This window comes from Catellatospora sichuanensis (genome assembly GCF_007483665.1).
In the GTDB taxonomy this organism is placed as follows: Bacteria; Actinomycetota; Actinomycetes; order Mycobacteriales; family Micromonosporaceae; genus Catellatospora; species Catellatospora sichuanensis.
The window spans coordinates 173,030-197,331 of record NZ_VIQO01000011.1 but is presented as its reverse complement, the minus strand read 5'-3'; the positions used below and the strand labels follow the sequence as shown (position 1 = coordinate 197,331).

General features: G+C 71.6%; 25 protein-coding genes. 15 read left to right on the top strand and 10 right to left on the bottom strand.

Annotated elements, in window-relative coordinates; translation table 11 throughout:
- Positions 1 to 37: 37 nt before the first annotated feature.
- On the top strand, positions 38 to 505 hold the full coding sequence (locus tag FLL47_RS22570; protein ID WP_144122553.1) for a MarR family winged helix-turn-helix transcriptional regulator: 468 nt from the start codon (positions 38 to 40) through the stop codon (positions 503 to 505).
- Between the two features lie 263 nt (positions 506 to 768).
- Here the strand turns inward: FLL47_RS22570 and FLL47_RS22565 are convergent, their stop codons facing one another.
- Positions 769 to 1,458 (bottom strand): type 1 glutamine amidotransferase domain-containing protein, encoded by a 690-nt coding sequence (locus tag FLL47_RS22565; protein ID WP_144122552.1) that lies wholly within the window; start codon positions 1,456 to 1,458, stop codon positions 769 to 771.
- 215 nt (positions 1,459 to 1,673) lie between these two features.
- On the opposite strand from FLL47_RS22565, the gene FLL47_RS43050 reads away from it, so the two are divergent.
- From FLL47_RS43050 to FLL47_RS22525, 9 genes are all read left to right on the top strand, one after another.
- On the top strand, positions 1,674 to 1,850 hold the full coding sequence (locus FLL47_RS43050; protein ID WP_186315844.1) for a hypothetical protein: 177 nt from the start codon (positions 1,674 to 1,676) through the stop codon (positions 1,848 to 1,850).
- Positions 1,851 to 1,932: 82 nt separating this feature from the next.
- Entirely contained in the window at positions 1,933 to 3,198 is a 1,266-nt protein-coding gene (locus FLL47_RS22560; protein WP_144122551.1) for a YcaO-like family protein, read from the top strand.
- A complete protein-coding gene (locus FLL47_RS22555) occupies positions 3,177 to 3,800 on the top strand; it encodes a TOMM precursor leader peptide-binding protein (RefSeq protein ID WP_144122550.1) in 624 nt (207 codons plus the stop codon). Before FLL47_RS22560 ends, FLL47_RS22555 begins: the two co-directional genes overlap by 22 nt.
- Positions 3,797 to 5,167, top strand: a complete 1,371-nt coding sequence (locus FLL47_RS22550; RefSeq protein ID WP_144122549.1) for a hypothetical protein — start codon at positions 3,797 to 3,799, stop codon at positions 5,165 to 5,167. Before FLL47_RS22555 ends, FLL47_RS22550 begins: the two co-directional genes overlap by 4 nt.
- Positions 5,167 to 5,640 (top strand): hypothetical protein, encoded by a 474-nt coding sequence (locus FLL47_RS22545; RefSeq protein WP_144122548.1) that lies wholly within the window; start codon positions 5,167 to 5,169, stop codon positions 5,638 to 5,640. Before FLL47_RS22550 ends, FLL47_RS22545 begins: the two co-directional genes overlap by 1 nt.
- The gene (locus FLL47_RS22540) at positions 5,637 to 6,809 is read left to right on the top strand and encodes a hypothetical protein (protein ID WP_144122547.1); all 1,173 of its coding nucleotides are present in this window, start codon (positions 5,637 to 5,639) and stop codon (positions 6,807 to 6,809) included. Before FLL47_RS22545 ends, FLL47_RS22540 begins: the two co-directional genes overlap by 4 nt.
- Positions 6,806 to 8,155, top strand: a complete 1,350-nt coding sequence (locus tag FLL47_RS22535) for a SagB family peptide dehydrogenase (protein ID WP_144122546.1) — start codon at positions 6,806 to 6,808, stop codon at positions 8,153 to 8,155. The genes FLL47_RS22540 and FLL47_RS22535 overlap by 4 nt, the downstream gene beginning before the upstream one ends.
- Positions 8,156 to 8,767, top strand: coding sequence for a flavoprotein (locus FLL47_RS22530; RefSeq protein WP_144122545.1), 612 nt, complete (start codon positions 8,156 to 8,158; stop codon positions 8,765 to 8,767).
- Positions 8,764 to 9,864, top strand: a complete 1,101-nt coding sequence (locus FLL47_RS22525) for a hypothetical protein (protein ID WP_144122544.1) — start codon at positions 8,764 to 8,766, stop codon at positions 9,862 to 9,864. Before FLL47_RS22530 ends, FLL47_RS22525 begins: the two co-directional genes overlap by 4 nt.
- 90 nt (positions 9,865 to 9,954) lie before the next feature.
- Here FLL47_RS22525 and FLL47_RS22520 read toward each other — a convergent pair whose 3' ends face one another.
- On the bottom strand, positions 9,955 to 11,043 hold the full coding sequence (locus tag FLL47_RS22520; RefSeq protein WP_144122543.1) for a dienelactone hydrolase family protein: 1,089 nt from the start codon (positions 11,041 to 11,043) through the stop codon (positions 9,955 to 9,957).
- A gap of 182 nt (positions 11,044 to 11,225) precedes the next feature.
- Here FLL47_RS22520 and FLL47_RS22515 point away from each other — a divergent pair, with 182 nt between their 5' ends.
- Positions 11,226 to 13,220 (top strand): glycoside hydrolase family 76 protein, encoded by a 1,995-nt coding sequence (locus tag FLL47_RS22515; protein ID WP_144122542.1) that lies wholly within the window; start codon positions 11,226 to 11,228, stop codon positions 13,218 to 13,220.
- A 191-nt stretch (positions 13,221 to 13,411) separates the two neighbouring features.
- Here FLL47_RS22515 and FLL47_RS22510 read toward each other — a convergent pair whose 3' ends face one another.
- The 6 genes from FLL47_RS22510 to FLL47_RS22485 form a co-directional block, all read right to left on the bottom strand.
- Positions 13,412 to 13,915: a Clp protease N-terminal domain-containing protein gene (locus tag FLL47_RS22510; RefSeq protein WP_144122541.1), complete on the bottom strand. Its 504-nt coding sequence runs from the start codon at positions 13,913 to 13,915 to the stop codon at positions 13,412 to 13,414.
- 37 nt (positions 13,916 to 13,952) lie between these two features.
- Positions 13,953 to 14,162 carry a helix-turn-helix domain-containing protein gene (locus FLL47_RS22505; protein WP_425457747.1) on the bottom strand — a complete coding sequence of 70 codons (210 nt, stop codon included), beginning with the start codon at positions 14,160 to 14,162 and terminating at the stop codon, positions 13,953 to 13,955.
- 101 nt (positions 14,163 to 14,263) lie between these two features.
- Positions 14,264 to 16,540, bottom strand: a complete 2,277-nt coding sequence (gene katG, locus FLL47_RS22500; protein ID WP_144122540.1) for a catalase/peroxidase HPI — start codon at positions 16,538 to 16,540, stop codon at positions 14,264 to 14,266.
- A gap of 22 nt (positions 16,541 to 16,562) precedes the next feature.
- Positions 16,563 to 16,991, bottom strand: a complete 429-nt coding sequence (locus FLL47_RS22495) for a Fur family transcriptional regulator (RefSeq protein ID WP_144122539.1) — start codon at positions 16,989 to 16,991, stop codon at positions 16,563 to 16,565.
- Between the two features lie 214 nt (positions 16,992 to 17,205).
- Positions 17,206 to 18,510 carry a serpin family protein gene (locus tag FLL47_RS22490; RefSeq protein ID WP_144122538.1) on the bottom strand — a complete coding sequence of 435 codons (1,305 nt, stop codon included), beginning with the start codon at positions 18,508 to 18,510 and terminating at the stop codon, positions 17,206 to 17,208.
- 98 nt (positions 18,511 to 18,608) lie between these two features.
- A complete protein-coding gene (locus FLL47_RS22485) occupies positions 18,609 to 19,052 on the bottom strand; it encodes a DUF6223 family protein (protein WP_144122537.1) in 444 nt (147 codons plus the stop codon).
- Positions 19,053 to 19,285: 233 nt separating this feature from the next.
- Between FLL47_RS22485 and FLL47_RS22480 the strand changes: the two genes are divergently transcribed.
- From FLL47_RS22480 to FLL47_RS22465, 4 genes are all read left to right on the top strand, one after another.
- Positions 19,286 to 20,416 (top strand): sensor histidine kinase, encoded by a 1,131-nt coding sequence (locus FLL47_RS22480; protein ID WP_144122536.1) that lies wholly within the window; start codon positions 19,286 to 19,288, stop codon positions 20,414 to 20,416.
- A complete protein-coding gene (locus tag FLL47_RS22475; protein WP_144122535.1) occupies positions 20,413 to 21,075 on the top strand; it encodes a response regulator in 663 nt (220 codons plus the stop codon). The genes FLL47_RS22480 and FLL47_RS22475 overlap by 4 nt, the downstream gene beginning before the upstream one ends.
- 82 nt (positions 21,076 to 21,157) lie before the next feature.
- Positions 21,158 to 21,922, top strand: a complete 765-nt coding sequence (locus FLL47_RS22470) for an arsenate reductase/protein-tyrosine-phosphatase family protein (RefSeq protein WP_246158423.1) — start codon at positions 21,158 to 21,160, stop codon at positions 21,920 to 21,922.
- On the top strand, positions 21,919 to 22,305 hold the full coding sequence (locus FLL47_RS22465) for a VOC family protein (RefSeq protein WP_144122533.1): 387 nt from the start codon (positions 21,919 to 21,921) through the stop codon (positions 22,303 to 22,305). The genes FLL47_RS22470 and FLL47_RS22465 overlap by 4 nt, the downstream gene beginning before the upstream one ends.
- An 86-nt stretch (positions 22,306 to 22,391) precedes the next feature.
- Here the strand turns inward: FLL47_RS22465 and FLL47_RS22460 are convergent, their stop codons facing one another.
- Positions 22,392 to 23,096: a response regulator transcription factor gene (locus tag FLL47_RS22460; protein WP_144122532.1), complete on the bottom strand. Its 705-nt coding sequence runs from the start codon at positions 23,094 to 23,096 to the stop codon at positions 22,392 to 22,394.
- Complete coding sequence (locus FLL47_RS22455) at positions 23,093 to 24,298, bottom strand: sensor histidine kinase (protein WP_144122531.1); 1,206 nt, start codon at positions 24,296 to 24,298, stop codon at positions 23,093 to 23,095. The genes FLL47_RS22460 and FLL47_RS22455 overlap by 4 nt, the downstream gene beginning before the upstream one ends.
- Positions 24,299 to 24,302: the final 4 nt, after the last annotated feature.

Sequence of the window (24,302 nt, the reverse complement as noted above, 5' to 3'; positions counted from 1 at the left end):
GACAGCAAGTGTCTGGACAGCGTGTTAGGCTTGGCCCATGGACCGCTCCACATCCGCTGTTCGCGCCCCCGGACTCCCTGCCCTCGGCGCCGGATCGCTGCTTCACCAGGTGGCCCGTGAGTTGACCACGGTGCTCGACCGCGACCTTGCCCGCCATGACCTGACCAGCCAGCAAGCCGCACTGCTGCTGCACGCGGCCGGCGAGGCGGCCACCCCCAGCAGCCTCAAAGCCACACTCGGCACCGATACCGCCGGAATGACACGGCTGCTCGACCGGCTCGAGGGCAAGGGCCTGCTGCGCCGGACCAAGCATCCGCGGGACCGGCGGGCCATCGTCATAGAACTCACCACGCAGGGTCGGGCACTGGTCCCGCACCTCCCGTCCGCGTTCGGGCGCGTGGTCGGCAGGCTGCTGACCGGGTTCGACGACACGGAGGTGGCGCAGCTGCGCGCAATGCTGGACCGCATGCTCGCGAATCTCGCCGCGGAAGGCGACCCGAGCTGAAATCGCCAGGACACGCGACGAGCTGGTGCGTGGTTTTGGTGAATCATCCCGTTATGGTGGTCGCCTAGGTGCCGAACGACCTGCGACTCAGGTCGGTTCGCGCGCTGTGGAAGGGACGGTCCTGAGGGGTGGCCGTCCCTTTTGCGATGTACCGGTCCGTGACGTCGACACGTTCGCTCGTGGTCGGACAGGGACGGTTCGGCGGCCGTGAACCGGGCGCTGCACGACAATGTCGCCGACCGTGGCGAGGGCCGCGCGCTCGGCTAAGCGTTGATCTTCTGAACCAGGGCGATCAGCTGATCGGCGGCCGGGCCCGAGGACGCCGGGTTCTGGCCGGTGATGAGCAGGCCGTCGGTCACCACGTACGGCTGCCAGTCGTCGGCCTTGCTGAAGTCGGCTCCCTTGGCGACGAGTTCATCCTCGACCAGGAACGGCACGACCTTGGTCAAGCCCACGGCTTCTTCCTCGGTGTTGGTGAAGCCGGTGACCTTCCTGCCTGCCACCAGGGCGGTGCCGTCGGGTGTCGTGGTGTGGCGCAGCGCGCCCGGGGCGTGGCACACCAGCGCGATGGCCTTGCCCGATCGGACGACGTGTTCGATCAGTGCGATCGAGGTGGGATCCTCGGCCAGGTCCCACATCGGGCCGTGACCGCCCGGATAGAAGACGGTGTCGAAGTCGTCGGCGGACACCGAGTCCAAGCGCAGCGTGGCGTCGAGCTGGGCTGCTGCGGCCGTGTCGGCCTCGAATCGACGGGTCAGGTCGGTCTGGAAGTCCGGTTCGTTGCTCTTGGGGTCCAGTGGCGGTCGTCCGCCCTTGGGTGACGCCAGCGTGACGTCCCACCCGGCGTCGCGGAATCGGTAGTAGGGCGCGGCGAGTTCCTCGAGCCAGAAACCCGTCTTGCGCCCGGTGTCACCGAGCTGGTCATGTGAGGTCAGCACCATCAGGACCTTCATTCACCCCACCTCCCTACGAGACGTAATCGTATGACGTCGGCGGGTGGCGCGAGCCGTTGTGGAACAGCCGCTCGAAAAACGAGGCCTGCCGTCGGCGGCCCAGGCGCGTGCGGGCGGGTGGCTGGAAAGGTCCACGAAAGAGTCTTCCATCGACAGGAAAACACTGTTAACTTCTCCGCAAGGTTTGTTAACAGATCCACTGGCTTGGAGGAATGATGGGACCCGTCAAGCACCTTGACCTGGACGTCCAGGACGTCTCCGCGGGCGACTGGGACCAGCTGGTCGCCGAGATCATGCGCAACGCCGGCGAGCTGACCCCGCAGGACCCCGAGGCCGCCCCGATCACGGGTTGCGGCTGCGGTTGCTCCTGCGCGTGCGGCTGCGGCTGCTGATCTTCGATCTCCATCCGCGACGGTGGCACGGCGATGCCGGCCACCGTCGCGTCCTCAGTGGATGCGGCTTCGGGGGAAGGTCATGAGCGTCGATCTCGCGAGCCTGGTGAGCCCGCTGGGCGTGGTGAGCGGCTTGCGTCCGCTGCTGCCCGACCGCGGCCTGGACCGGCTGAGCCATGTCGTGGCGTCCAGCGGGGACTCGCACACCGACCATCACGGCGGCAGCCCGCAGATCGGCACGGGACGCAGCTTCGACGCCGATCTCGCCGCCACCATCGCGATCGCCGAGGCCGCCGAACGATACGTGGGCAGCTATCCGCACGCCGACACGGTCCGGGCCGCCGCCGCGGACCTGCCCGGTGCCGTCGTCGACCTGAGCCGGTTGCCCCGCTGCTCCGAAGCCGAATATGCCCACCCCGACTGCAAGGTCGTCCCGCCCGATCCGGACGCCGTCATCCGCTGGATGCGCGGCACCGACCTGACGTCCGGCGAACCGACCTGGGTGCCCGCCGTCATGGCCTGCTACGGGCTGCACCCGGAACCGGCCGAACGCTTCGTGTTCCAGATCTCCACCGGGTACGCCGTGCACGTCGAACCAGAGCGCGCGCTGCTCGGCGGGCTGCTGGAGGTCATCGAACGCGACGCCATCGCCGTCACCTGGCTGCGCCGGCTGCGGCTGCCGCTGCTCGGACCCGCCGCGATGAGCCCGGCCGTGCGTGACCTGCTCGACCACGGCCGCCGCCGCTTCCTGAACAACGTGCTGTTCAACGCCACCACCGACGTCGGCATCCCGACGGTGTACGCGCTGCAGCAGGCGCCCCATGACCCCGAGGCCGCCAATCTGGTCGGTGCGGCCACCGGACGAACCCTGGCGCAGGCGGCCGAGAAGGCCCTCATCGAGATCCTCAACATCCGGCAGCTGTTCCACCACGGCACGTCGCCCGTCACCGAGTACGCGGAGTTCGCCGACATCATGGACGGCGCCCGGTACATGGCCGTGCCGCAGCGGGCCGAAGCCTTCGCGTTCCTCACCGAGGACCTCGCCCGGCGGCCCGTCTCGGACAGGTGCCTGGAACTGCCCGAAGACCCGCGGCAGGCGCTGCCGGTGGTGCTGGAGCAGCTGCGCCGGATCGGGGCGCAGGCGGTGTGCGTCGACCGCACGTCGGCGGAGTTGCGCCGGGTCGGGCTCGTCGCGCTGACCGTGCTGGTGCCGCGGTTGCAGCCCATGTCGCTGTCGCCGCTCGCGCAGTTCCGCGCCCACCCGCGATTGATCGAGGCACCGGCGGCGATGGGCGTGCCGGCATCCCCGGAACAGGAGCTGAACCCGTGGCCGCAACCGTTCGCCTGACCGACGTCGCGGTCGCCGCCGTGGGGGAGTTCGGTCACGCCGTCCAGAGCCGCCTGCTGGCCGACGGTGCGTCGGCCCTGGACCCCGACCGGCCCCGACCGGGCGCCGCGCAGGCGATGGTGCTCGTGTCGTGGCGGCCCGACGCGGCCCGGACCGAGCTGTTCGACGAGCTGGCGCACGACCGTGCCATCGCCTGGCTGCCGGTCGTGGTGGACCATCCCTTCCTGGTCGTCGGACCCTGGGTGGCTCCCGGCGGACCGTGCTACGACTGCTACCGCTTCCGCCGCGAGCAGCACGACCCGAAGTCTCGGCACCGCGCCGAGCTGCTGGCCGCGTACCGCGCCGACGACACGCTCGGGGTCTACGGCCATCTGCCGCACCACCTGCGGGCCGCCGAAGCGCTCGCCCGGCTCGTGCTCCAGTCGCCACAGCCCGGCATGACCGTCATGGTCGACCTGGCCACGATGATGGTGAGCCGGGTGGACCTCATCGCCAGGCACGGCTGCCCCCGCTGCGGCGCCGCCGACACCTGGGGAGACCCCCGGCTCGCCGCCACCATCGCCGAAACCGCCCGACAGGTGTCGAAAGGAGCATCGGTATGAGCCGGCTCGCTCATCCCGCGGTGGCCGCCGGTCTTGCCGTCATCAGCACCGACGACGGACTGCTGATCGAAGGCGGCCCCAGCCGGCGGTTGTTCACCGGCGCCGCCGCGCACGACCTGATGCCCCGGCTGCTGCCGCTGCTGGACGGCCGCACCAGCCTGGCCGCGGTCGCGCAGGCGACGTCGACGCCGGTCACCCAGGTGGCCCAGGCCGTGGCGCTGCTGCACCGCAGCGGCCTGCTGCACGACGGCGTGGTGGACCGCGACGACGCCGCCGACGCTTTCCTGTCCCGCGCGGTGGCCGCGGCCGGCAGCCCCGATCAGCCTGCGACGCTGCGCAAGCGGCTCGCCGAAGCCGCCGTCGTCGTCGCCGCGGCGGGCCCGCTGGGCGACCTGCTGGCCGACGACCTGGCACAGTCGGGCATCGGCACGATCACCGCGGACCCCACCACCACGGCCGCGCTGGCGGTGGCCGACGACGACCGGTTGGCCTCGGTGGCGGCCACCGGGGTGCCGGTGCTGCGGATCGGCGGCGACGACTCCCACGTCGAACTCGGGCCACTGTTCACCGGGCCGGACACGAGCTGTCCACAATGTTTCCTGGGCGGCGCGGGGCGCGGCGGCGCGGGACCCCTCGGCCTCGCGGCGGCACAACTGCTCAGCGCCCTGACCGTCGCCGAGGTCATCGCGTGGCTGACCCGGCTGTCCGCGCCGGCCACCGGTCGTCGCCTGCACCGCATCGACACCGTCACCCTCGACCGCAGCATCCACGAGGTCACGCCCTCGGCCGACTGCCCGACCTGCACCCTCGCCGACGACGGCCCGATCGGGCGGTTGGAATGGCTCAACCGGCGACCGTCCTGGCAGGTCCCAGCTGATCGGACGGTCCCCGCCCCCGCCGACATCGACCTGGCGTCGGCGCCACGGACACCGCTGAGCGAGGCACCCTCCTGGTTGCGGCCGCTGCTGTCCGCGGCGACGGCCCGACCGTACGCCGACACGTACCTGCTCGCCGTCGACGGCCTGCCGCACCCGGTCCACCGCTGGTCGCCGACCGCCCAGGCCCTCGTCGCCGCCCGCGGGGACCTCACCACCTGCCCGCCGATCTCGGGACTGCCCGAAACCCCGGCCGCCGTGCTCGTGTTCGTCGCCGCCACCGCACGGCTGACCGCGGCCTACGCCGAACAGAGCCTGCGCCGGGCGTTCCTGGCCGCCGGCCGCGCCGTCGCGGCCGTCACCGCGGCCACCGCCGACCACGACGCCGTGCTGGCCGACACCGTCGACCAGGCACTGGCCGACCTGCTGGAACTGCGCGACGGCGGCGAACAGCCGGCCGCCGTCGTGGGGATCTACCCGAGGCGGCCCTGATGCCCATACAGCCCAAGGACACCGCCCTGCACGCCGCGCTGCGACAGGACTTCACCGCAGCCCGCATGCCAAGGCCCGGCGACGACATCGGCGTCACCGTCATCGCATCGCTGGCCGCCTCGCCCGAGCCGTTGACCGCCTGCATCGCCGTCTTCGGCGGTACGGCCATCCCCACCGGCACGTACTGCCTCGACCCGGCCGGATTCCTGCACCGCGTCCACCCGCAACCACCGCCGCTGGCGCACCTGGCCGCCGACGTGGCCGTGCTGCTAGGCGGCCCGGCCACCGCCTCGGCCGCCGACTTCCGGCGACTCGCGCTCGCCGCCGGCATCGTCTCGCACCACCTGGCCACCCGCCTCGGCGCCGGCTTCGACCAGGTGACCTGCGACGACGAAGCGATCGCCTGGCCACTGGCCACAGTGAACGCCTCGATGACCCACCTGACCACCGTCGCCGGCAAGGAAACGCGATGACCGCACACCAGCTCTCCACCGTGATCATGGCGCATCCCAGCCGGCTCACCCTCGCCGAAGCGCTCGCCGACAGGCTGGCCGAACTCAAGCCCGACATCGTCGTGGACCCCGAACCGCACGGGTCGCCGTCGTCGCTGCGCACCGCCGCCGTCGCCTGGTCCTTCGTCCCCGAACACGCCACCCACCACATGGTGCTGCAGGACGACGCCGTGCCGTGCCAGGGCTTCGCCGACGCGGTGCACGCCGCGATCGCGCAGTACCCGGACACGGCCCTGGCGCTGTTCACCGAATGGACCTCGAACACGGCCCACCACCTGCGCTTGGCCGCCCTCACCGGGGCGACGTGGGCCGAAGTGGTCGACGAGTACGTGCCCAGCGTCGCCCTGGTGCTGCCCGCCGCGATCGCCCGGGACTTCGGCCAGGCAGCCACCGCCAACCTGCGCGCCTGGACCCCCACCGACGACGTCGCGCTGATGAACTTCCTGCGCGAACGGCAGGTCACCGCCATCTGCCGCATCCCCAACCTCATCGACCACGACTCGCCTGACAGCCTGACCGGCAACACCCACCAGGGGCCGCGCCGTTCGGCGTGCTTCGCCGACGACGTGCCCGCCCCCGCGCCGGGCGACCTGCTCGCCATGGCCGACCTGCTGCCCACCTTCGCGCACTACCAGATGCCCGAGTTCGGGTCGCAGCCTTACCACGCACAGCGCAAACCGATCGGCGACGGCGGGCTGCCCTGGTCCATCAGAACCACCGGCCAGTGGCTGGCCGACACCGGACTGGACCCGGCCCGGGTGACCGAACTGGCCCGGGCGCACACCGACCAGTGGCGGCGGCAGCATCACCGGCTCGTCGACCCGCTGCTGGACCGGCTGTGGCTGACGCCGTTCGCCGTCGGTGCCTGCCTCGCCGCAGCATCGGTGCGGCTCTACCGGCCCGACGGCACCCCGGTGCCCAGCCGATTCCCCGCCGCCGACGAGGCGGCCCTGGAAACCCTGCTGGCCGACCCTGTGACACGACGGGCGTTCACCACCCTGCCGCAGGCACACCTGCACCCGGTCGCCACCCGCGACGTGCTCGACGAACTGGAGCAGCCGCTGACCGAACTCATGCTCGACGCCGTCCGGGCCGGATACCGCCACGCCCGGGAGAACGGGCGGCGATGATCACACTGCGCCTCGACGGCAGGCCGGCCATGGACTCCACCGCGACCGCCGACCTGATGATCACCGTCGCGGACCGCGACCCGGTGGCACTGCACGACGCGGACGGTTCGGTGGCCGCTGCCCTGCGAGCGCTGCTCCGACCGCTGACCTGGCAGCAGCTTCGCGACCGGCTGGCGCTGGACGCCGAGCAGGGTGACGCGCTCATCAGGCGGCTGCTCGCCACCGGCGTGATCACCCTCGGATGCGCTGACGAGCACGGCGATGTCGCCACGGCCCGTATCCACTCCCGGCGCGCCGACCTGCGGCCGGACCTGGAACCGGCTGCCGACCAGGCAGTGCAGCTGTCGCCGTACGCGCTGCTGCGGCGGTTCGGCGACCACGCCGTGGTCGAGTCCGCCCGCGACGGCACGGTCGTGCACCTGCACCGACCCGAACTCGCGGCGGTGGCGGCCGGGCTGTGCGCACCGACCACACCGGCGGCGGCGGGACGGCTGGCCCCGGGGGGCCCGCAACTGGTGCGGCTGCTCGCCGCGGTCGGCCTGGTGGCCGCACCCGGCCCGCAGCCCGTGAGCCCGCCGCACGCGGCCTGGACCCACACCCGCAGCCGCAGCGGCCTGGTCGATCCCCGCCTGGCAGCGCCGGGCACCCTGGACGAACCACCCGCCGCGCCCGCCGCCGACACCGACCTCCCGCTTCCGGTGCCCGACCTGGCGGCATTGCGGCACACCGACCCGCCGCTGGCCGACGTCATGGAGAGCCGCCGCTCGGTCCGCCGGTTCGGCCGCGCACCCCTGACCCTGCCGCAACTCGGTGAGCTGCTGTACAGGGTGGCGCGCATCCAGCAGCGGCTGGACGCCGACCCCGCCGCCGGCCGGCTCTACTCGCACACCCTGCGGCCGGCACCGTCGGCCGGGGCGATGCACGAACTCGACTTCTACCTGACCGTCCGCGCGTGCCACGACCTCGCTCCCGGCGTCTACCGCTACCTGCCGGACCGGCACGCGCTGGGCGTGGTCACCCGGGACACCGTGCCGCTCGTCCGGATGATCAACGCCGCCTACCTGGCGATCAACCGTGAGTCGGTGCCGCCACTGCTCATCAGCCTCGCGGCCCGGTTCGACCGGCCCACCCGCAAGTACGGCGACCTGGCCTACTCGCTGACGCTGCGCAACGCCGGCGTGCTGCTGCAATCGGTGTATCTCAGCGCCACCGCGATGGGCCTCGGCGCGTGCGCCGTCGGCACCGGCGACGCCGCAGACTTCGCCGATGCGACCGGCCTCGACCCGCTCGAGGTGTCCTCGGTGGGCGAGATCGTCATCGGCTCCCTTCCCGGTCAGGACGAGTGAATGGACCAACCGACCACGTCCGCCGACCCCAGGCTGCCACCGCTGGGGTTCCGGCGGCTGCTGCTGGTGGCCACCGGCTCGCTCAACGCCGCCTTCCTGCCCCGGGACCTGGCATGGCTGCGCTCGGCGTACCCGGAACTGGAGGTCCAGGTCGTGCTCACGCGATCGGCGCTGCAGTTCATCACCGCCACCGCCGCCGGGTGCATCACCGGCCGGGAGGCGATCGTCGACGAGTGGCCCCAGCCGGCCGCCGAGGCCCTGCATGTCACCCTGCAACAGTGGGCGCAGGCCGTCATGGTGTACCCGGCCGGCCTGAACTACCTGGCCCGGCTGGCGCTCGGGCTGGCCGACTCGCCCAGCCTGCTGGCGATCCAGTGCAGCACCGCACCGGTGGTCGTCGCCCCGGCGCTGCCGCCCGGCGGCTGGGACAGTCCCGTCACGGCCGCACACGTGGCGGCGCTGGCGCAGCGGCCGACGATCACCGTGCTGCCACCCGTGCCGGTGCTCAGCTTCACCACCGGCCGCGACGACGCACACGGGCCGCCGCCGTTCACCGCCGCGCTGGGCTCCGTGGAGCTGTTGCGCCGACGACTCCGGGAGACGGCGCCATGAGCTCCGCACCACGAGTACTGCTGCTAGCCCGCGGCCACGGCTTCGGGCATGCCGCCAGGGACCTGCGGATCGTCAAAGCCATGCGCACCCTGCGGCCCGACGTCGACATCCAGGTGATGGCCTCCGGCAGCGCCGCCGTCTACCTGGAGCTGTACGGCGAGACCTTCGCCGACATGGGCATCGGCGACCACGAGGACATGTCCCCGGCGGCGGGCAAGCGCATCTGGGAGCTGATGGACCGATACGACCCCTTCGATCTGGTGATCGCCGACGAGGTCGTATGGGCGCTGTCGTTCTGCGCCAGGCGCTGGCGCCGGCGGGCGATCCTGCTGACCGACTGGTTCTACTCCGAACTGGGCGCCCCGGAGTCCGATCCGATCCTGGACCAGGCAGGGGAGATCCTGCTGCTCGACTTCTCCGCCGCCCATCCCGGCCCGGTCGGCTTCACCACCCCGATTCAGGCGTTCGGGCCGGTGGTGGGCGACTTCGGCGTCGACCGCGCCACGGCACGCGCCGAACTGGGGGTCGCGGCGTCCGACACGGTCGCGGTGCTCACCGTCGGCGGAATGACCGCGATGGTCGACAACGCGGCGATCGCCGACCTCACCGTACGGACCTGGTTGGCTCACTCACCGCCCGGACACCGGCTGTTCGTGCTGGCGGAACCGTTCTGCCAGGTGCCCGCCGAGCGGGCGGCCGACATCGTCTGGGCCGGGTTCACCGCCGAACCGGAGAAGTACTACGCCGCCGCCGACCTGGTGGTGGCCAACGCCAACGGCACCGTCACCTGCGACCTCGTGTGGAACCGGGTTCCGGTGCTGGCCATGACCCATCCTGCCGTGTCGTACCCGGACTCGTTCGGGCTCCGCGTCAAGGCCATGAGCGAGGCCGGGATGACCGTGCACGGCGAAGCGACCGCGTCGACGTCCGAGCTGTGGCAGCTGATGAACCAGGCGATGCGCAACGACTGCCGGCCGGATCCGGCGTTCGAATGGGCCACCGGCGACCAGGTCGCCCGCCATCTGCTGGCCCGGTTGGACTACATGGTGGCCAAGTCGGACAGCGTCGCCCCGGCTGGATCCGCGCAGCCGGCGTGACGCCGCGTCCTGCTGAAACCGCGTGGCGCCGGTCGAAACGGATCGGTGCGTCGGCGGATCCGGATGAGGCGCTCCGTCACGCCTTGCAGGTCAGGTGAGCCATGCGCTGAGGCGGGCGAACGCCGACTCCTGCATCGCCAGGTCGAAGCGGTGGTCGCCCGGATGGAACTCGCCGACGTATGCGGCCGGGGCGCCGCGGTGCCGGTAGATCTCGCCCAGGCGCCGGTCGGCGGCCTCCATGCCGTCCAGGGGGAACAGGTGGTCGTCGCGCAGGTACTGGACCAGCAGCGGCGACGGCGCCCGGCAGCCGGCGACGTCGGGCCAGTCGCCCAGGCGCGGCAGGCCCGGCGGGAAGAACATCCAGGTGTGTCCGGCGACGTGCCGGTCCAGCATGGCGTCATGGGTGGTCATCATCCCCGTGATCACGGTCGCCCCGATACGCGGCGAGGTGGCGCTGAGGAGTGCGGCTCGGGCGCCTCCGCCGGACAGCCCCACGCAGCCCAGCGGGCCGTCCACCACCTCGGCTCGCGACGCCAGGTACCTGGCCGCGACCCGGTCCTCGTACGCCACCAGCGCGGCCATGCTGGTCCCGAGCACCGTGCAGTACTTGGCGACCAGGTGCTCGTGCCGGGACGCGAGCGGGTTGTAGGCGGCCGGATCGTCGTCGGGGACGACGGCAAGGCCCAGCGCCCCTGCCATGGTCGAGGCGTCGAAGCGGCGGCTGCCCCACAGGAACACGTCGTGCACCAGGACGACGAAGCCACGCCGGGCCAGTTCGTTGGCGAAGGCCCGGCCGCCGTAGGACCGCTCGCGCAGCGCCACCATGTCCGGGCCCGCCGGGTGCGGTCCGTCTGCGATCTTCTCCTTGCCGTGGAATTTGGCCCCGTCATGGCTGTGCAGCGCCACCACACCCGGCAGCGGCCCGGATCGTGCGGCCGGACGCAGCAGCCACGCCCGGGTACGCGGGCCGTAGCCCACCGACCACGACACCTCCTCGCCGTCCACGCCGTCCCGCGACCACCGGCCGTCCACGCGCGGCTCGCGCGGCTCATCGTCCGGGGCGAAGTCCAGCAGTCCGATGACGTCGCGCGGCTCGACCACCACGGCGGGGTCACGCCGCGGCACGGCGACGCGGGACAGATCGGAGTACGAGCCGAGGTGCGCTGATGAACGGATCACGGCGCAGTTTTGCACAGCGGCCGCATTGGCACAGGCCGGCCGTGGACAGCCAACGGTTAAGTTTGTTAACTTCGATCCCTCAAACATCGACAGATACCAACGAGATTCTGTCGGTACGTGCCGGAACGTGAACACCGACCGGAGCGGGTGCCCGGCCGGGTACCCGGAGCGAGGTGGATCCGATGCGCAAGCTCACAATCCTCATGGCGGCGCTGCTGACCGGGGTGGCGGGCGTAGTCGTCGCGGCCCCGGCGCACGCCGCGCCCGCGGTGTGCGCGCTCCACTGCGACACCCGCGACCCGTCCCTGGCCCGCCAGGAGACCTTCCCCGTGCCCGAGGTCAACCTCAACGGCCGGCGCCTGGTCCTGCACGTGTCCGACACCGACCGGATGGCATGGGGCAGCATCGACAATGGCGTGCTCGGCGATTCCGTCTGGCTCGACCGCAGCTGGACCGACGGCTCCACCTGGGACGGTCTGCTCGGCAAGGCCGCCATCCCGGCCACCTGGACCGGCACCCGCACCCTGATGTACAACCTGGCCGACCCCGCCGCCCACCGGCGCGGCATGGTCCGCGCCTGCGGCAACGCGGGCGGGGTCACCTGCACCGCCTGGGCGTACACCAAGGTCTGCGACGCTGTCTGCGACGGAGCAGACCCGGCCACCGCCGTCGGCGACAACCAGCCGGTGCCGGGGACCACCATCAGCAACCGCCGCATCGACCTGCACCTCGACAGCCGCGGCCTGGCCTGGGCCACGCTGGGCTCGGGCACCGCCGGCGACGAGGTGTGGCTGGACCGCTCGTGGGACGAGGGCGCCTCCTGGCCCGGCGGCTCGTCACTGGGCCGGGTAAGCGTTCCGGCGGGCGCCGCGTCGGTGCGCACCACCATGGTCAACACCCGCGATCCGCGCTCGCTGCTCTACGGCGGCACGGTGCGCGCCTGCGGCCGGGCGACCGGGTCGGCCAACGGCAGCTGTACCGCCTGGGCCCGGCCCGCCGCCGACCGCCCGGCCGCCGCCGCGGACGCGCTGGCCCACGCCTACCGCACCGACACCGCCTGGTGGCCGTCGAGCTGGTGGAACTCCGCGGTCGCGGTCACCGCGCTCGGCGACTGGTCGGCCCGCACCGGCCGCAGCGACTACCGCTGGCTGATCGACCGCACCTTCGAGCTGAACAAGGGTGTGCTGCCGGCCGGGCAGAAGAGCACCGACGCGATCGAGGGCAACTTCCTCAGCCGCGCGATCGACGACACCGGCTGGTGGGGTCTGGCCTGGGTGCAGGCCTACGACGTCACCCGCGACGCCAAGTACCTGAACATGGCCGTGACCATCGCGAACTACATGCACTCGTACTGGGACGGCACCTGCGGCGGCGGGGTCTGGTGGAACCGCGAGCGCACGTACAAGAACGCGGTCACCATCGGCCTGTACATCCGGCTCACCGCCGCGCTGCACAACCGGATCGCGGGGGACACGCTGTGGCTGGGCCGGGCCACCACGGGCTGGAACTGGTTCGCCGCCAGCGGCATGATCAACGGCTCGGGGCTGGTCAATGACGGGATCACCGGCGGCTGCGCCAACAACGGCCAGACCGTGTGGACGTACAACCAGGGGCTGGCCGTCGGCGGGGCGGTCGAGCTGTGGCGGGCCACCGGCAACGCGGCACTGCTCACCTCGGCGCGGCAGCTGGCCGACGCGGCGATGAACTCGACCGTGCTGACCCGCTCGGGGATCCTCACCGAGTCCTGCGACCCGGCCAACAGCTGCGACGACAACCAGAAGCAGTTCAAGGGCATCTTCATGCGGTATCTGATGGACCTGGCCGACGTCTCCGGCGTCGCCGCGTATCGGACCTACGCGCAGCGCCAGGCCGACTCGATCTGGCAGTCCGACCGCGACAGCCTCAACCGGATCGGCCTGCGCTGGACCGGCGCGACGCCGAACGCGCGTGACTGGCGCACCCAGGCTTCCGGACTCGGCGCGCTGCTGGCGGCCACGTCCGGTCCGCCGGCCCCGCCCACCCCGCCGCCGTCGGAGGCCGGGTGGGCGCCCAGCGTGTCGTACGCGCCCGGGACGGTCGTGACGTATGCCGGCGCGCGCTGGCAGTGCCGCCAACCGCACCTGTCGCAGGTCGGCTGGGAGCCGCCGAACGTGCCGGCGCTCTGGCTGCGATTGTGACGTCCTGACGTCCTGACGTCCGACACGGCATGTAAAACGTGCTTTGCGCGGATATACCGCTATGGTGTGGTCGTGGTGTTGAACGAGCCCGTCCTCGGACGGAGCCGGTTGACGCTCCGCTGAGGGGACGGTCCTGAGGGGTGGCCGTCCCCTCAGCCGTCCCGGTTGCCCGACGCCTGACCTGCAGACGCTCAGCCGGGCCGGTACGCGGACAGTTCGGCCTGGGCCGCAGCGGCCAGGCGGTCGCGGTCGATGCCGAGCCGCTTCACCGCCCGTGCCCAGGTGCCGTGTTCCTGGCGGGCCGCGGCGACGAGCACGTGCCCGCCCAACAGCAGTTTCGGCGCCGCCGTCTTGGAGAGGGCGACCGCGTCCTGGAACACCTGCTGGGCGGGCGGTGTCATCCGGTAGAGCCCTTTCGGCGCCCCTGCGGACGGCACGGCGGCGGGCTCGTGGGTGAGGCCGATGCCGTCGAGCGCGGCGCGGTGGACCGCCTCTACCGCCGAGGTCAGGTCGCCCGTGCTTATGCCGATCTGCTGCAGCGCACGCTCGGCGGTGGCGTCCGGCAGGGCGAGCGCGGACAGAACGAGGTGTTCGGTGCCCGGCAGCTCCTGCCCGTCGGCGCGCGCGATGCTCTCGGCGGTGTTGAGCAGGGTTTTGAGTGTGCGGACGTTGTTCAGGGCACGCGGCAGCCACATGGGTGTTCTCCGATGGTCGAGGGGTGCTCGGCTCAGGTCAGTCGTTGCGGCCCGGGGCCAGTTTCTTGTGTGCGGCCTGGGCGCTGATGCCCAGTGCCTGGCCGATCTGCGCCCAGGTCCAGCCGTCGCGCAGCGCGTGTTCCACAGCGGCCCGTTCGAGCTGGCCGGCTAGTCGCCGTAGTGCGACGACCGCCGCCAGTGCCGACTCCGGGTCGGACGGGGGAGGGATCGCCGGCAACTCGCTCACGTCGTCAACTTTAGTTGATGGCGCAGGAGCCGTCAACAAAAGTTGATGAGACGGGCCCGGCCGATCACTGCGGATCGGCCGGGCCCGTCGGTGGGACCAGATCAGTTCAGGTCGAACCGGTCGAGCTCCATGACCTTGGTCCAGGCCTTGACGAAGTCGGCCACGAACTTCTCCCGTGCGTCCTGGCTCGCGTACACCTCCGCAATGGCCCGCAGCTGGGAGTTGGAGCCGAAGATGAGGTCGACCGCGGTGGCGGTCCACTTCACCTCGTCGGTGGCCACGTCACGGATCTCGTAAACATGCTCGCCGGACTCCGCCGCCCTCCACCGGCTGCCCGGGGAGAGCAGGTTGACGAAGAAGTCGTTGGTGAGCACGCCGGGCCGGTCGGTGAGCACGCCGTGCCGGTCACCGCCGACGTTGGCGCCGAGCGAGCGCAGGCCGCCGATGAGGACGGTCATCTCGGGTGCGGTCAGGTTGAGCATGTAGGCACGATCGACGAGCAGCACCTCCGGCAGAGCCTTCTCGCCGGGCTGCAGGTAGTTGCGGAACCCGTCGGCACGCGGCTCGAGGACGCTGAAGGATTCGACGTCGGTCTGCTCCTGGGTGGCGTCGGTGCGGCCCGGGTGGAACGGCACGGTCACCGCGACACCTGCGTCGCGTGCCGCCTTCTCGACGGCGGCCGAGCCGGCCAGCACGATCAGGTCGGCGAGCGAGATCCTCGCGCCGCCGGCGTCGTTGAACTCGCGCTGGATGCCTTCGAGGGTCGCCAGGACCGACGCGAGCTGCTCGGGCTGGTTGACCTCCCAGCCGCGCTGCGGCTCGAGCCGCAGCCGGGCCCCGTTGGCACCGCCGCGCTTGTCGGTGGACCGGAAGCTCGCGGCCGACGCCCAGGCGGTGGAGACCAGCTGGGCGGTGGTGAGGCCGGACTCGAGGACCTTCGCCTTGAGGGCGGTGACGTCCGCGTCACTCACGAGGGCGTGGTCGACGGCCGGCACCGGGTCCTGCCACAGCTGCGCTTCGGGGACCCACGGGCCGAGGAAGCGGCTGACCGGGCCCATGTCGCGGTGCAGCAGCTTGTACCAGGCCTTGGCGAAGGCCAGCGCGAACTCGTCGGGGTTGGCCAGGAAACGGCGTGAGATCTTCTCGTACGCCGGGTCGACGCGCAGTGACAGGTCGGTCGTGAGCATCGTCGGCCGGTACTTCTTCGACGGGTCGTACGGGTCCGGGATGATCGCCTCGGCGTCCTTGGCGACCCATTGCTTGGCGCCGCCGGGGCTGGTGGTGAGCTCCCACTCGTGGCCGAAGAGGATCTCGAAGAAGCGGTTGCTCCACTGCGTCGGACGGTCCGTCCACGTCACCTCGAGACCGCTGGTGATCGTGTCGCCGGCCTTGCCGCTGCCGTTGCTGCTCAGCCAGCCCAGGCCCTGCGCCTCCAGCGGGGCGCCCTCGGGCTCCGGGCCCACGTGGTCGCCCGCGACGGCGGCGCCGTGCGTCTTGCCGAAGGTGTGGCCGCCGGCGATCAGGGCGACGGTCTCCTCGTCGTTCATCGCCATCCGGGCGAAGGTCTCGCGGATGAAGTGGGCCGCCGCGGCCGGGTTCGCGTTGCCGTTCGGCCCTTCCGGGTTGACGTAGATCAGGCCCATCTCGGTCGCACCGACCCCGGCCGCCATCTCCTTCTCGGACACGTAGCGCTCGTCGCCGAGCCAGGCGTCCTCGGGACCCCAGAAGATCTCCTCGGGCTCCCACACGTCCTGGCGCCCGAAGCCGAAGCCGAAGGTCTTGAAACCCATCGACTCCAGGGCGACGTTGCCGGCGAGCACGAGCAGGTCGGCCCACGAGATCTGCTGGCCGTACTTCTGCTTGACCGGCCACAGCAGCCGCCGGGCCTTGTCCAGGTTGGCGTTGTCCGGCCAGCTGTTGAGCGGGGCGAACCGCTGACCGCCGTCACCGGCACCGCCGCGCCCGTCGTGGATGCGGTACGTGCCCGCGGCGTGCCAGCTCAGCCGGATCATCAGACCGCCGTAGTGGCCGAAGTCGGCGGGCCACCAGTCCTGCGAGGTGGTGAGGACCTGCACGATGTCCTGCTTGAGCGCTCCGACGTCGAGCTTGCCGAACTCATTGGCATAGCTGAAGTCCTCGCCCAGCGGGTTTCCCTTGGGCGAGTGGGCGTGCAGCACCGAGAGGTCGAGCTGGTTGGGCCACCAGTCGCGGTTCGTACGCGGCCGACCGCCGGTCTTCGGGGTAGGCGACGGGATCGCCGGGTTCTCGCTCTCGCTGCCCTGCGCGGTCACGGAATCGTGCGCGACCGGGCAGCCGGCCGCCGTTTTCTCCTCCACGCCCTGCGCGCTGGCCGGTGTGTTGTCCTTGCTGTCGCTCATGTGCTTCCTCCGAACTGGCGGATCATTGGTCAATGCGTGCGGTCGCGCAGCCAGGGCAGGTGCCCCAGTAGACGACCTCCGCCTCGTCGACCACGAAGCCGTGGTCGTCGGAGGCGGTCAGACACGGGGCGTCGCCGACGGCGCAGTCGACGTCGGCGATGACGCCGCAGGAGCGGCATACGACATGGTGGTGGTTGTCGCCCACGCGCGACTCGTAGCGGGCGATCGCACCGGCCGGCTGGATACGGCGCACCAGGCCGGCTTCGGTGAGCGCACGCAGCACGTCGTACACCGTCTGGTGCGAGACCATCGGGTGTTCGGCGCGCACCAGCGCTGTCACTGTCTCGGTGTCGACGTGCGGATGGCCGTGCAGCGCGGCCAGCACGGCCAACCGGGGCCGAGTCACGCGCAGCGATACTGCGCGCAGCTGTGCCGCGAAGTCGGACGCCATACGATCAAATATGCCACTCATCTGGAACTATTCAAGTTTACGCCAGGAGTTTATCCGTGTGTCGCAGGGTTTAGCAGGCTTTCAGTATTTTTACGGCACCGGACAGCGGCCCCTGCTGCCGGACACGCGGCAGGGGAGAAGTTCGCGGCTGAAGCCAGCGGTGAGCGAAGCAGGCGGGCTGCCAGATGAGTGGAGTTGAACGTCGCAGCAGCCGTCAGCCGGGTCGGCGGGCCGACGGGTCGCTGACCCGGCCGATGAACAGCGGGATGCGGTCCCGGCCGCCGACGATGGCGAAGGCGAACGGACGGTCGGCGATGAACCTCGCCGTCGGGGGCGGAGGAGCGCTGACCGCCCCGGCCAAACCGGTGACGGCGGCGGCCTCCGTCCCCCACTCGTCCACGGTGACGTTCGCCTTGTGCACCGCCTTCGAGATGAACAGCCCGGAGGCGATGCCGCTGAAGTCCGCACCGCCGCCGAACGCGGACGTGAGGCCGAGCCCGGACAGCACCGCTTTCAGGTCGAGCGAGGACTCGAAGTCCCACTTGGGGACGGCGACGTCGACCTGGAGCTCGGTGAACGAGTCGCGCAGCCGGGCGAGCACCTGGTGCGACAGCGCGTCCTCCGGCTTGCCGCCGGACGGCGGGAGCATCAGCCACATCGCGTACGGTCCCTCGGCGTAGGGCAGTTCGATCGCGGCGATGCCGCCGGTCTCGGCGTACCGGACGGCCAGGGCGTTGCGCATCGTCGGCGTCCGGACGACGGTGCCGTCGGCCCTGGTGAACGCGGCGTCGGCGACGTCGACGAAGTAGCTGCGCCAGTCCGCCTTGAAGTAGACGGTGTTGGCCAGCACCAGCTTCGTGTCCGCGTCGAGGTCGTCGAACACCTTCGGGATCCGGCCCGCCGTCTGGTGGTTCACCCACGCGTTGATCCGGTCGACCGCGTCGCCGCCGAAGTCGACCGGGCGTACCCCCGCCGCGTACTGCTCGGCCAGCGTGCGCAGGAACTCGGCGCCGACCGTGAAGCCCTTCTGCGGGAACAGCGCGTTGCCGATGCTCACCACCGGCGGAAGGCGCTTCGCGCTCCGGTCGCGGTCACCGCTCTTCGGCTTCGGCGGAACATCGACGGTGGCGAGCTGCCGGCTGACCGCGTTGTACGCCTGGTCGCGCCCGTTCGCCGGGAAGCCGAAGACGGCGTCCAGCTCCTTCGCGGTCGTGCCGCCGGCACCGGCCCGCATCATCGCGAACGCGAGCGCGATGCTCAACGGCGACGCGACGAAGTTCGTCCCAGGTGGGGCGGCCGCCAGAAACAAGCGCTGGCCGAAGGCCGCCAGCCCGTCCACGGAGGCCGCGACCGGGGCATCGGCCGGCGGCTCGACCCGGCTCACGCCCTCCGCGCTGACCAGCTCCGGCCCGGCGTCCTCCCCGGCACAGCCGACGAGCGGCACCGCTGCGGCCGCGGCCAACCCCAGCAGCAGGGCACGCCGCGTGGCGGTGGCGACGTCGAGATGTCCTTTGCGCATGTTTGCCTCCGGGGGCCGGTCGTCGACTCCTATGACGCCGAGCCCCCGAACCCGGTTCCGCGCGCCGACCGCCGTTCAGCCCTCGGCGCTGTCGCGGGTCAGCCGGTGCGGCGGGACCGGGTCAGCGCCAGCCCACCGAGGATTACGGCGATCAGGCCGACCACCAGGGCCACGTAGGCCCCGCCTCGCCCGTTGCCGGTGCCGATGCCACTGTCGGAGGTCGCGGCCACCAGCCCGCCCAGGGCGATGCCGATCAGCCCCGCCGTCAGCGCGACGGTGCCGCCGAGCCGCCCGTTGCCGGTGCCGAAGCGACCGGTGGGGCGGGCCAGCGCGAGCCAACCGATGATCACGCCGGCCAGCGCCAGCAAGCCGCCGACGCTGGCCCCGAGCCGCCCGGTGCTCATGGTGTAAACGTCGGCGGCGATCGGCTGGGTCGACAGGTGTGCGGCCGCCGGTGCGGCCGATCCGAAGCCTCCGAGCAGGGCCGCCGCCGCCGCGGCGAGCACCAGGCGGACCGATGTCAGGACTGCTGATGAGCTCATGCTCCGCTCCTCTTTCGTGCGTCTCGTCACCACCGAGTGGGGATGTCGTTCGATCATGTCGCCGCAGGCTCCGGAGGTCGTCCCGCGGACGCAGGCTCTTCGCACTGCCGCCGACGGCGCAGTCGGCTACCGCGGATGCCGCAGGCGCCGGAGAACTGCTGCGCCTGCGGTATGCGGCCGCTCGTGCGCGGGAAGGACTCGCCCGGCCCACCCCACCGGCTACAGTTCGGCGGATGAACACGGGACGGTCCGGCGTGCCGGCCGGTGTCAAAGACTGGGCTGTGGCGGTGGGTGTGGCCGCGACACTGCTGGTCGCCGGGCTGTCCGAAAACCGCTCCGCCATGGATGCCGACCCCGTCGGCTACAGCCTGTTGGTGGCCGGTGGCCTGGCGCTGGCCGCGCGCCGCCGGGCTCCGGTGGCCGTCCTGGCCGTCACCGGGCTGTGCGCGGCGGGTTACCAGGCGCTCGGTTTCGACGTGCCCGCCGTCGCGTTCCTGTTCGCGGTGTACGCCGCCGTGCGTGCGGGTCACCGCATCGTCACCGTGGTGGCGGCCGTGTCGATGCTGGCCGCCCTCCCGCTCGCGGTCTTCGCCATGTCGCCGGACATGTCGGTGAGCGAGGCGCTTGCCCGGTCCCGTGGCGCGCTGGAAATAGCCTGGCTGGTGGCTGCGGGTGCCGCGGGTGAAGCGCTGCGGCAGGCGGAGCGGCGGGCCGACGAAGCCGAGCGGACCCGGGAGGAGACGGCACGTCGGCGCGCCGACGAGCAGCGGCTGCACATCGCGCGGGAGTTGCACGATTCGCTCACCCACCAGATCTCGGTCATCAAGGTCCAGGCCGCGGTCGCCGTCCACCTGGCCCGCAAGCGTGGCGAGCAGGTGCCCGAAGCACTGCTGGCGATCGAGGAAGCCGGTCGTGAGGCGTCCCGGGAGTTGCGAGCAACCCTGTCGGCGCTGCGAGACGACGGAACGGCCTCGCCGTGCGGGCTCGGCCACCTTCCGGAGCTGGTCGAACGGGCCCGCGCGACCGGCCTGGACGCAACGTTGACGGTCGAGGGACAACGCCACGACGTGCCGGCGGCAGTGGACCGGACCGCCTACCGGATCGTTCAGGAGTCGCTCACCAACGTCGTCCGGCACGCCGACGCGGCCAGGGCCTCGGTGCGGATCGAATACCGTCCGGGCGCCCTTGCGATACGGGTCGACGATGACGGCAACGCCACTCCGCACACCGCCCCGCCGCCCGGGGTCGGCCTGCTCGGGATGCGTGAACGGGTCACCGCCCTGGGTGGGCGTCTACGCGCGGAACCGCGCAGGGAGGGCGGCTTCACCGTCCAGGCCGAACTCCCCGTGGACCACACACCATGATCCGCATCGTGCTCGTCGACGACCAGCCGCTGCTTCGCAGCGGATTCCGTGCGCTCCTCGACGCCGAGGACGACATCAAGGTGGTGGCCGAAGCCGCCGACGGGCAGGAAGGCCTGGCACTCGTCAGACGACACCTGCCCGACATCGCGCTCGTCGACATCCAGATGCCGGTCATGGACGGCATCGAAGTCACCCGGCACATTGCCGCCGATGCGGCCCTGGCCTGTGTCCACGTGGTCATCCTCACCAATTACGGCATCGACGAACACGTCTTCAACGCGCTGCGCGCCGGGGCGGCAGGTTTCCTCGTCAAGGACATCGAGCCGGTGGACTTCCTGCACGCCATGCGCGTCGCGGCCCGCGGCGACGCGCTGCTCGCCCCGTCGATCACCCGCAAGCTCATCGACCGGTACGTCACCGAGCCGCGCCAGCCGGAGGCCGGCAGCAGCCTGCGGTGGCTGACCAACCGCGAGCGCGAGGCTGTGACGCTGGTGGCGCGGGGCCTGTCCAACGAGCAGATCGCCGAACACATGGTGATCAGCGCGCTGACCGCGAAAACCCATGTCAATCGCGCCATGGCCAAACTCCACGCCCGCGACCGCGCCCAACTCGTCGTCATCGCCTACGAAACCGGCCTGGTGGCCCCACGTAACCGCTGACCTCGACGGCTCGCCCACCGCCGGCGCGGCGGGCCCCGCGAATCGGCAGATACATCAAATGGATTTGATGTATCGTCGGGGGGTGGAGCGCGAGTCGTTCGACCAGGTACCCGAGTTCCTCCAAGCGGCAGCGCATCCGGTGCGCTGGCGCCTGATCGGTGAACTCGCCACGAGCGACCGCAACGTTCGAGAGCTGACCGAGCGGGTCTGCCAACCGCAGAATCTGGTGTCGTACCACCTCGGACGGTTGCGCAAGGCCCGCCTGATCACCGGTCGGCGCAGCAGCGCCGACGGCCGCGACACCTACTATCGCCTCGACCTCGCCCGGTGCGGCGCACTGCTGGCGGCGACCGGGGGCGCGCTGCACCCCGCGCTGCGGCTCGCCGCACCGCAGGCACCGGCCGCGCCGGCCGTCCAGGGCGGGGCACGGGTCCTGTTCCTTTGCACCGGCAACAGTTCTCGCTCCCAGATGGCCGAGGCGTTCCTGCGCCATCGATCCGGCACCACGGTGCACGCCTACAGCGCGGGCAGCCATCCGAAACCCGTTCATCCCCATGCGACTGCGGTCATGGCCGAATACGGCATCGACCTCACCGGGGCCCGGCCCAAACACCTGGACACCTACGCCGGTGAGACCTTCAGCCAGGTCATCACCCTGTGTGACCGAATCCGGGAGGTCTGTCCCGAGTTCGGCGGACGTCCGCCGTACGCGCACTGGAGCATCCCCGACCCGGCCCGTGATCCGGACGGCTACCCGGCGTTTCAGCGGGTGGCGGCCGAGCTGTCCGACCGGGTCGGCTTCCTGCTGCACACCCTCGCGATCCCGATATCCCTGGAGGAGCCATGAACAGCCCCGCCGACCCGACCGTCCACGTTCGCTACCTGGTCGACGACGTGCAAGCCGCCGTCGACTTCTACACCGGCAACCTCGGCTTCACCGTCGGCACCGCCTTCCCTCCGGCGTTCGCGGACGTACGGCGCGGCAACCTGCGACTGCTGCTGTCCGGGCCGACGAGTTCGGCCGGGCGGCCCATGCCCGACGGCAGGATCCCCGCCCCGGGCGGCTGGAACCGCATCCACCTCATCGTCGAGGACATCGCCGCCGAGGCCGACCGGCTGCGCGCTGCCGGGGTCAGTTTCCGCAACGACATCGTCACCGGCCCTGGCGGGCAGCAGATCGTGCTCGACGACCCTGCCGGCAACCCGGTGGAGCTGTTCCAGCCCGCATGATCGTGGATGGGTGCGCCTCCTGTCCGCAGGCCGCCGCTTGGCCCGACCGCCCGCAGGCCTTGCGCGGTGAAGGGACTGCAGACGCTTCACCGACCTGGCGGGCCAGGCGGCGGTGAGGCGACCTGCGCCGTGGGCCGGACGAGGCCGCTTTCGTACGCGGCGATGACGAGCTGGGCGCGGTCGCGGGCACCGAGTTTGGTCATGGCCCGGTTGACGTGGGTCTTGGCGGTGTGCGGGCTGACGACGAGTCGAACGGCGATCTCGTCGTTGCTCATCCCGGTGGCGACCAGGGCCAGCACCTCCCGTTCCCGGTCGGTGAGTGCGGCCAGCCGCCCATCGGTGACCGCTGAGGTCTGTGCGGGCTGGGTGAGGAACCGGCTGATCAAGGATTTGACGGCGGTGGGTGACAGCAGTGCGTCGCCGCGGTGCACGGTGCGGATCGCTTCGAGCAGGTCGGCGGGTTCGGTGCTCTTGCCGAGGAAGCCCGCGGCCCCGGCACGCAGGGCGGTGTAGACGTACTCGTCGAGCTCGAAGGTGGTCAGGATCAGCACCCGGGTGGCGGCCAGGGCAGGGTCGGCGGTGATGTGGGCGGTGGCGGCCAGGCCGTCGAGGCCCGGCATGCGGATGTCCATGACCACGACATCGGGCACGGTGGACCGTGCGAGTTCGATGGCCTGTGCGCCGTCGCCGGCCTGGCCGACGAGCAGCATGTCAGGTGCGGTGTCGACGAAGAACGCGAACCCGGCCCGGACCAGTGGCTGGTCGTCGGCGAGCATGACCTTGATGCTCACGCGGGCGCTCCGGCCGCCAGGGGCAGCGCGGCCGTGATGCGGAACCCGCCGTCGGGCAGCGGTCCCGAGGTGAAGGCGCCCCCCAGGGCGCCGACGCGTTCGCGCATCCCGGTCAGGCCGTGTCCCTCGCCGCCGCGTGCGCCGGGTTCGGGCAACTGCCGGCCGGCGGCGTTGTCGACGGTCACGTGCAAGGTCTGCGGCAGGTAGGTCCAGCGCACGACGACCGCGACCGGGCCGGCGTGCTTGCACACGTTGGTGAGGGACTCCTGCACGATGCGGTAGGCGGTGAGGTCGGCGGCGGCGGGTACCGGCCGGGGTGTGCCGAGGGTGTGTTCCGTGATGGTCAGCCCGAGCCGTTCGAAGGCGCGCAGCAGGTCGTTGATGCCGTCGAGTCCGGTTGCCGGCTGGACGGCCGGGGTCAGGTCGTCAGGCTGACGCAGCAGCCCGACCGTGTCGGCCAGGTCGGCCAGCGCGGTCCTGCTGGCGGTGGCGATGTGCGCCACCGCCTCGCGTGCCTGCTGCCGGGGGAGCGGCACGTCGGCGCGCTGGTCGAGGACGTGGGCGGCGACACCGGCCTGGACGTGGATGAGGGCGAGGTGGTGGCCGAGGGCGTCGTGCAGTTCCCGGGCGATGCGCAGCCGCTCCTCGGTGACGCGGCGGGCGGCTTCGGCCTCGCGGTCTGCTTCGGCATGCGCCGCGGCGGCCTGAGCCTCGGCCAGCCAGGCCCGCCGGTGCCGTGATGCGGTCCCGGCGGCGACGGCCAGGGCGCCGAGTGCGCCGAGAGCGATGTTCTCGGCGCCGATCCACGTCGCGGGCCGCACCAGCAGGTGGATGCCCCCGAACACAGCCATGACCAGGCCGCCGACGATCAGCGGGCGGCGCCGGTGGGAGAACTCCGCGACGGTGTAGAGGGCGACCAGCGGCGCGGCCAGCACCATCTGCCCGTGGTGGTCGTGGTAGTGCAGCAGGTACGACTCGGCCCCGACCGTCGTGACCAGCAGCACCAGGAACGGCCGGTAGCTGCGGGCGGCCAGCGCGCCGCAGGTGAAGGTGGCCAGGGTCAGGCCGTGCGGGTCGACGGGGGCGCCGGCCGGCCCGGCGGCTGTCGTGACGAGCGTGACCGTGTAGATCACGACGGCGATCGCGATGTCGGCGTGCGGACGGCGTGCGGCGGCGGCGCGCAGCCGGTCCAGCACGGTCATCGGA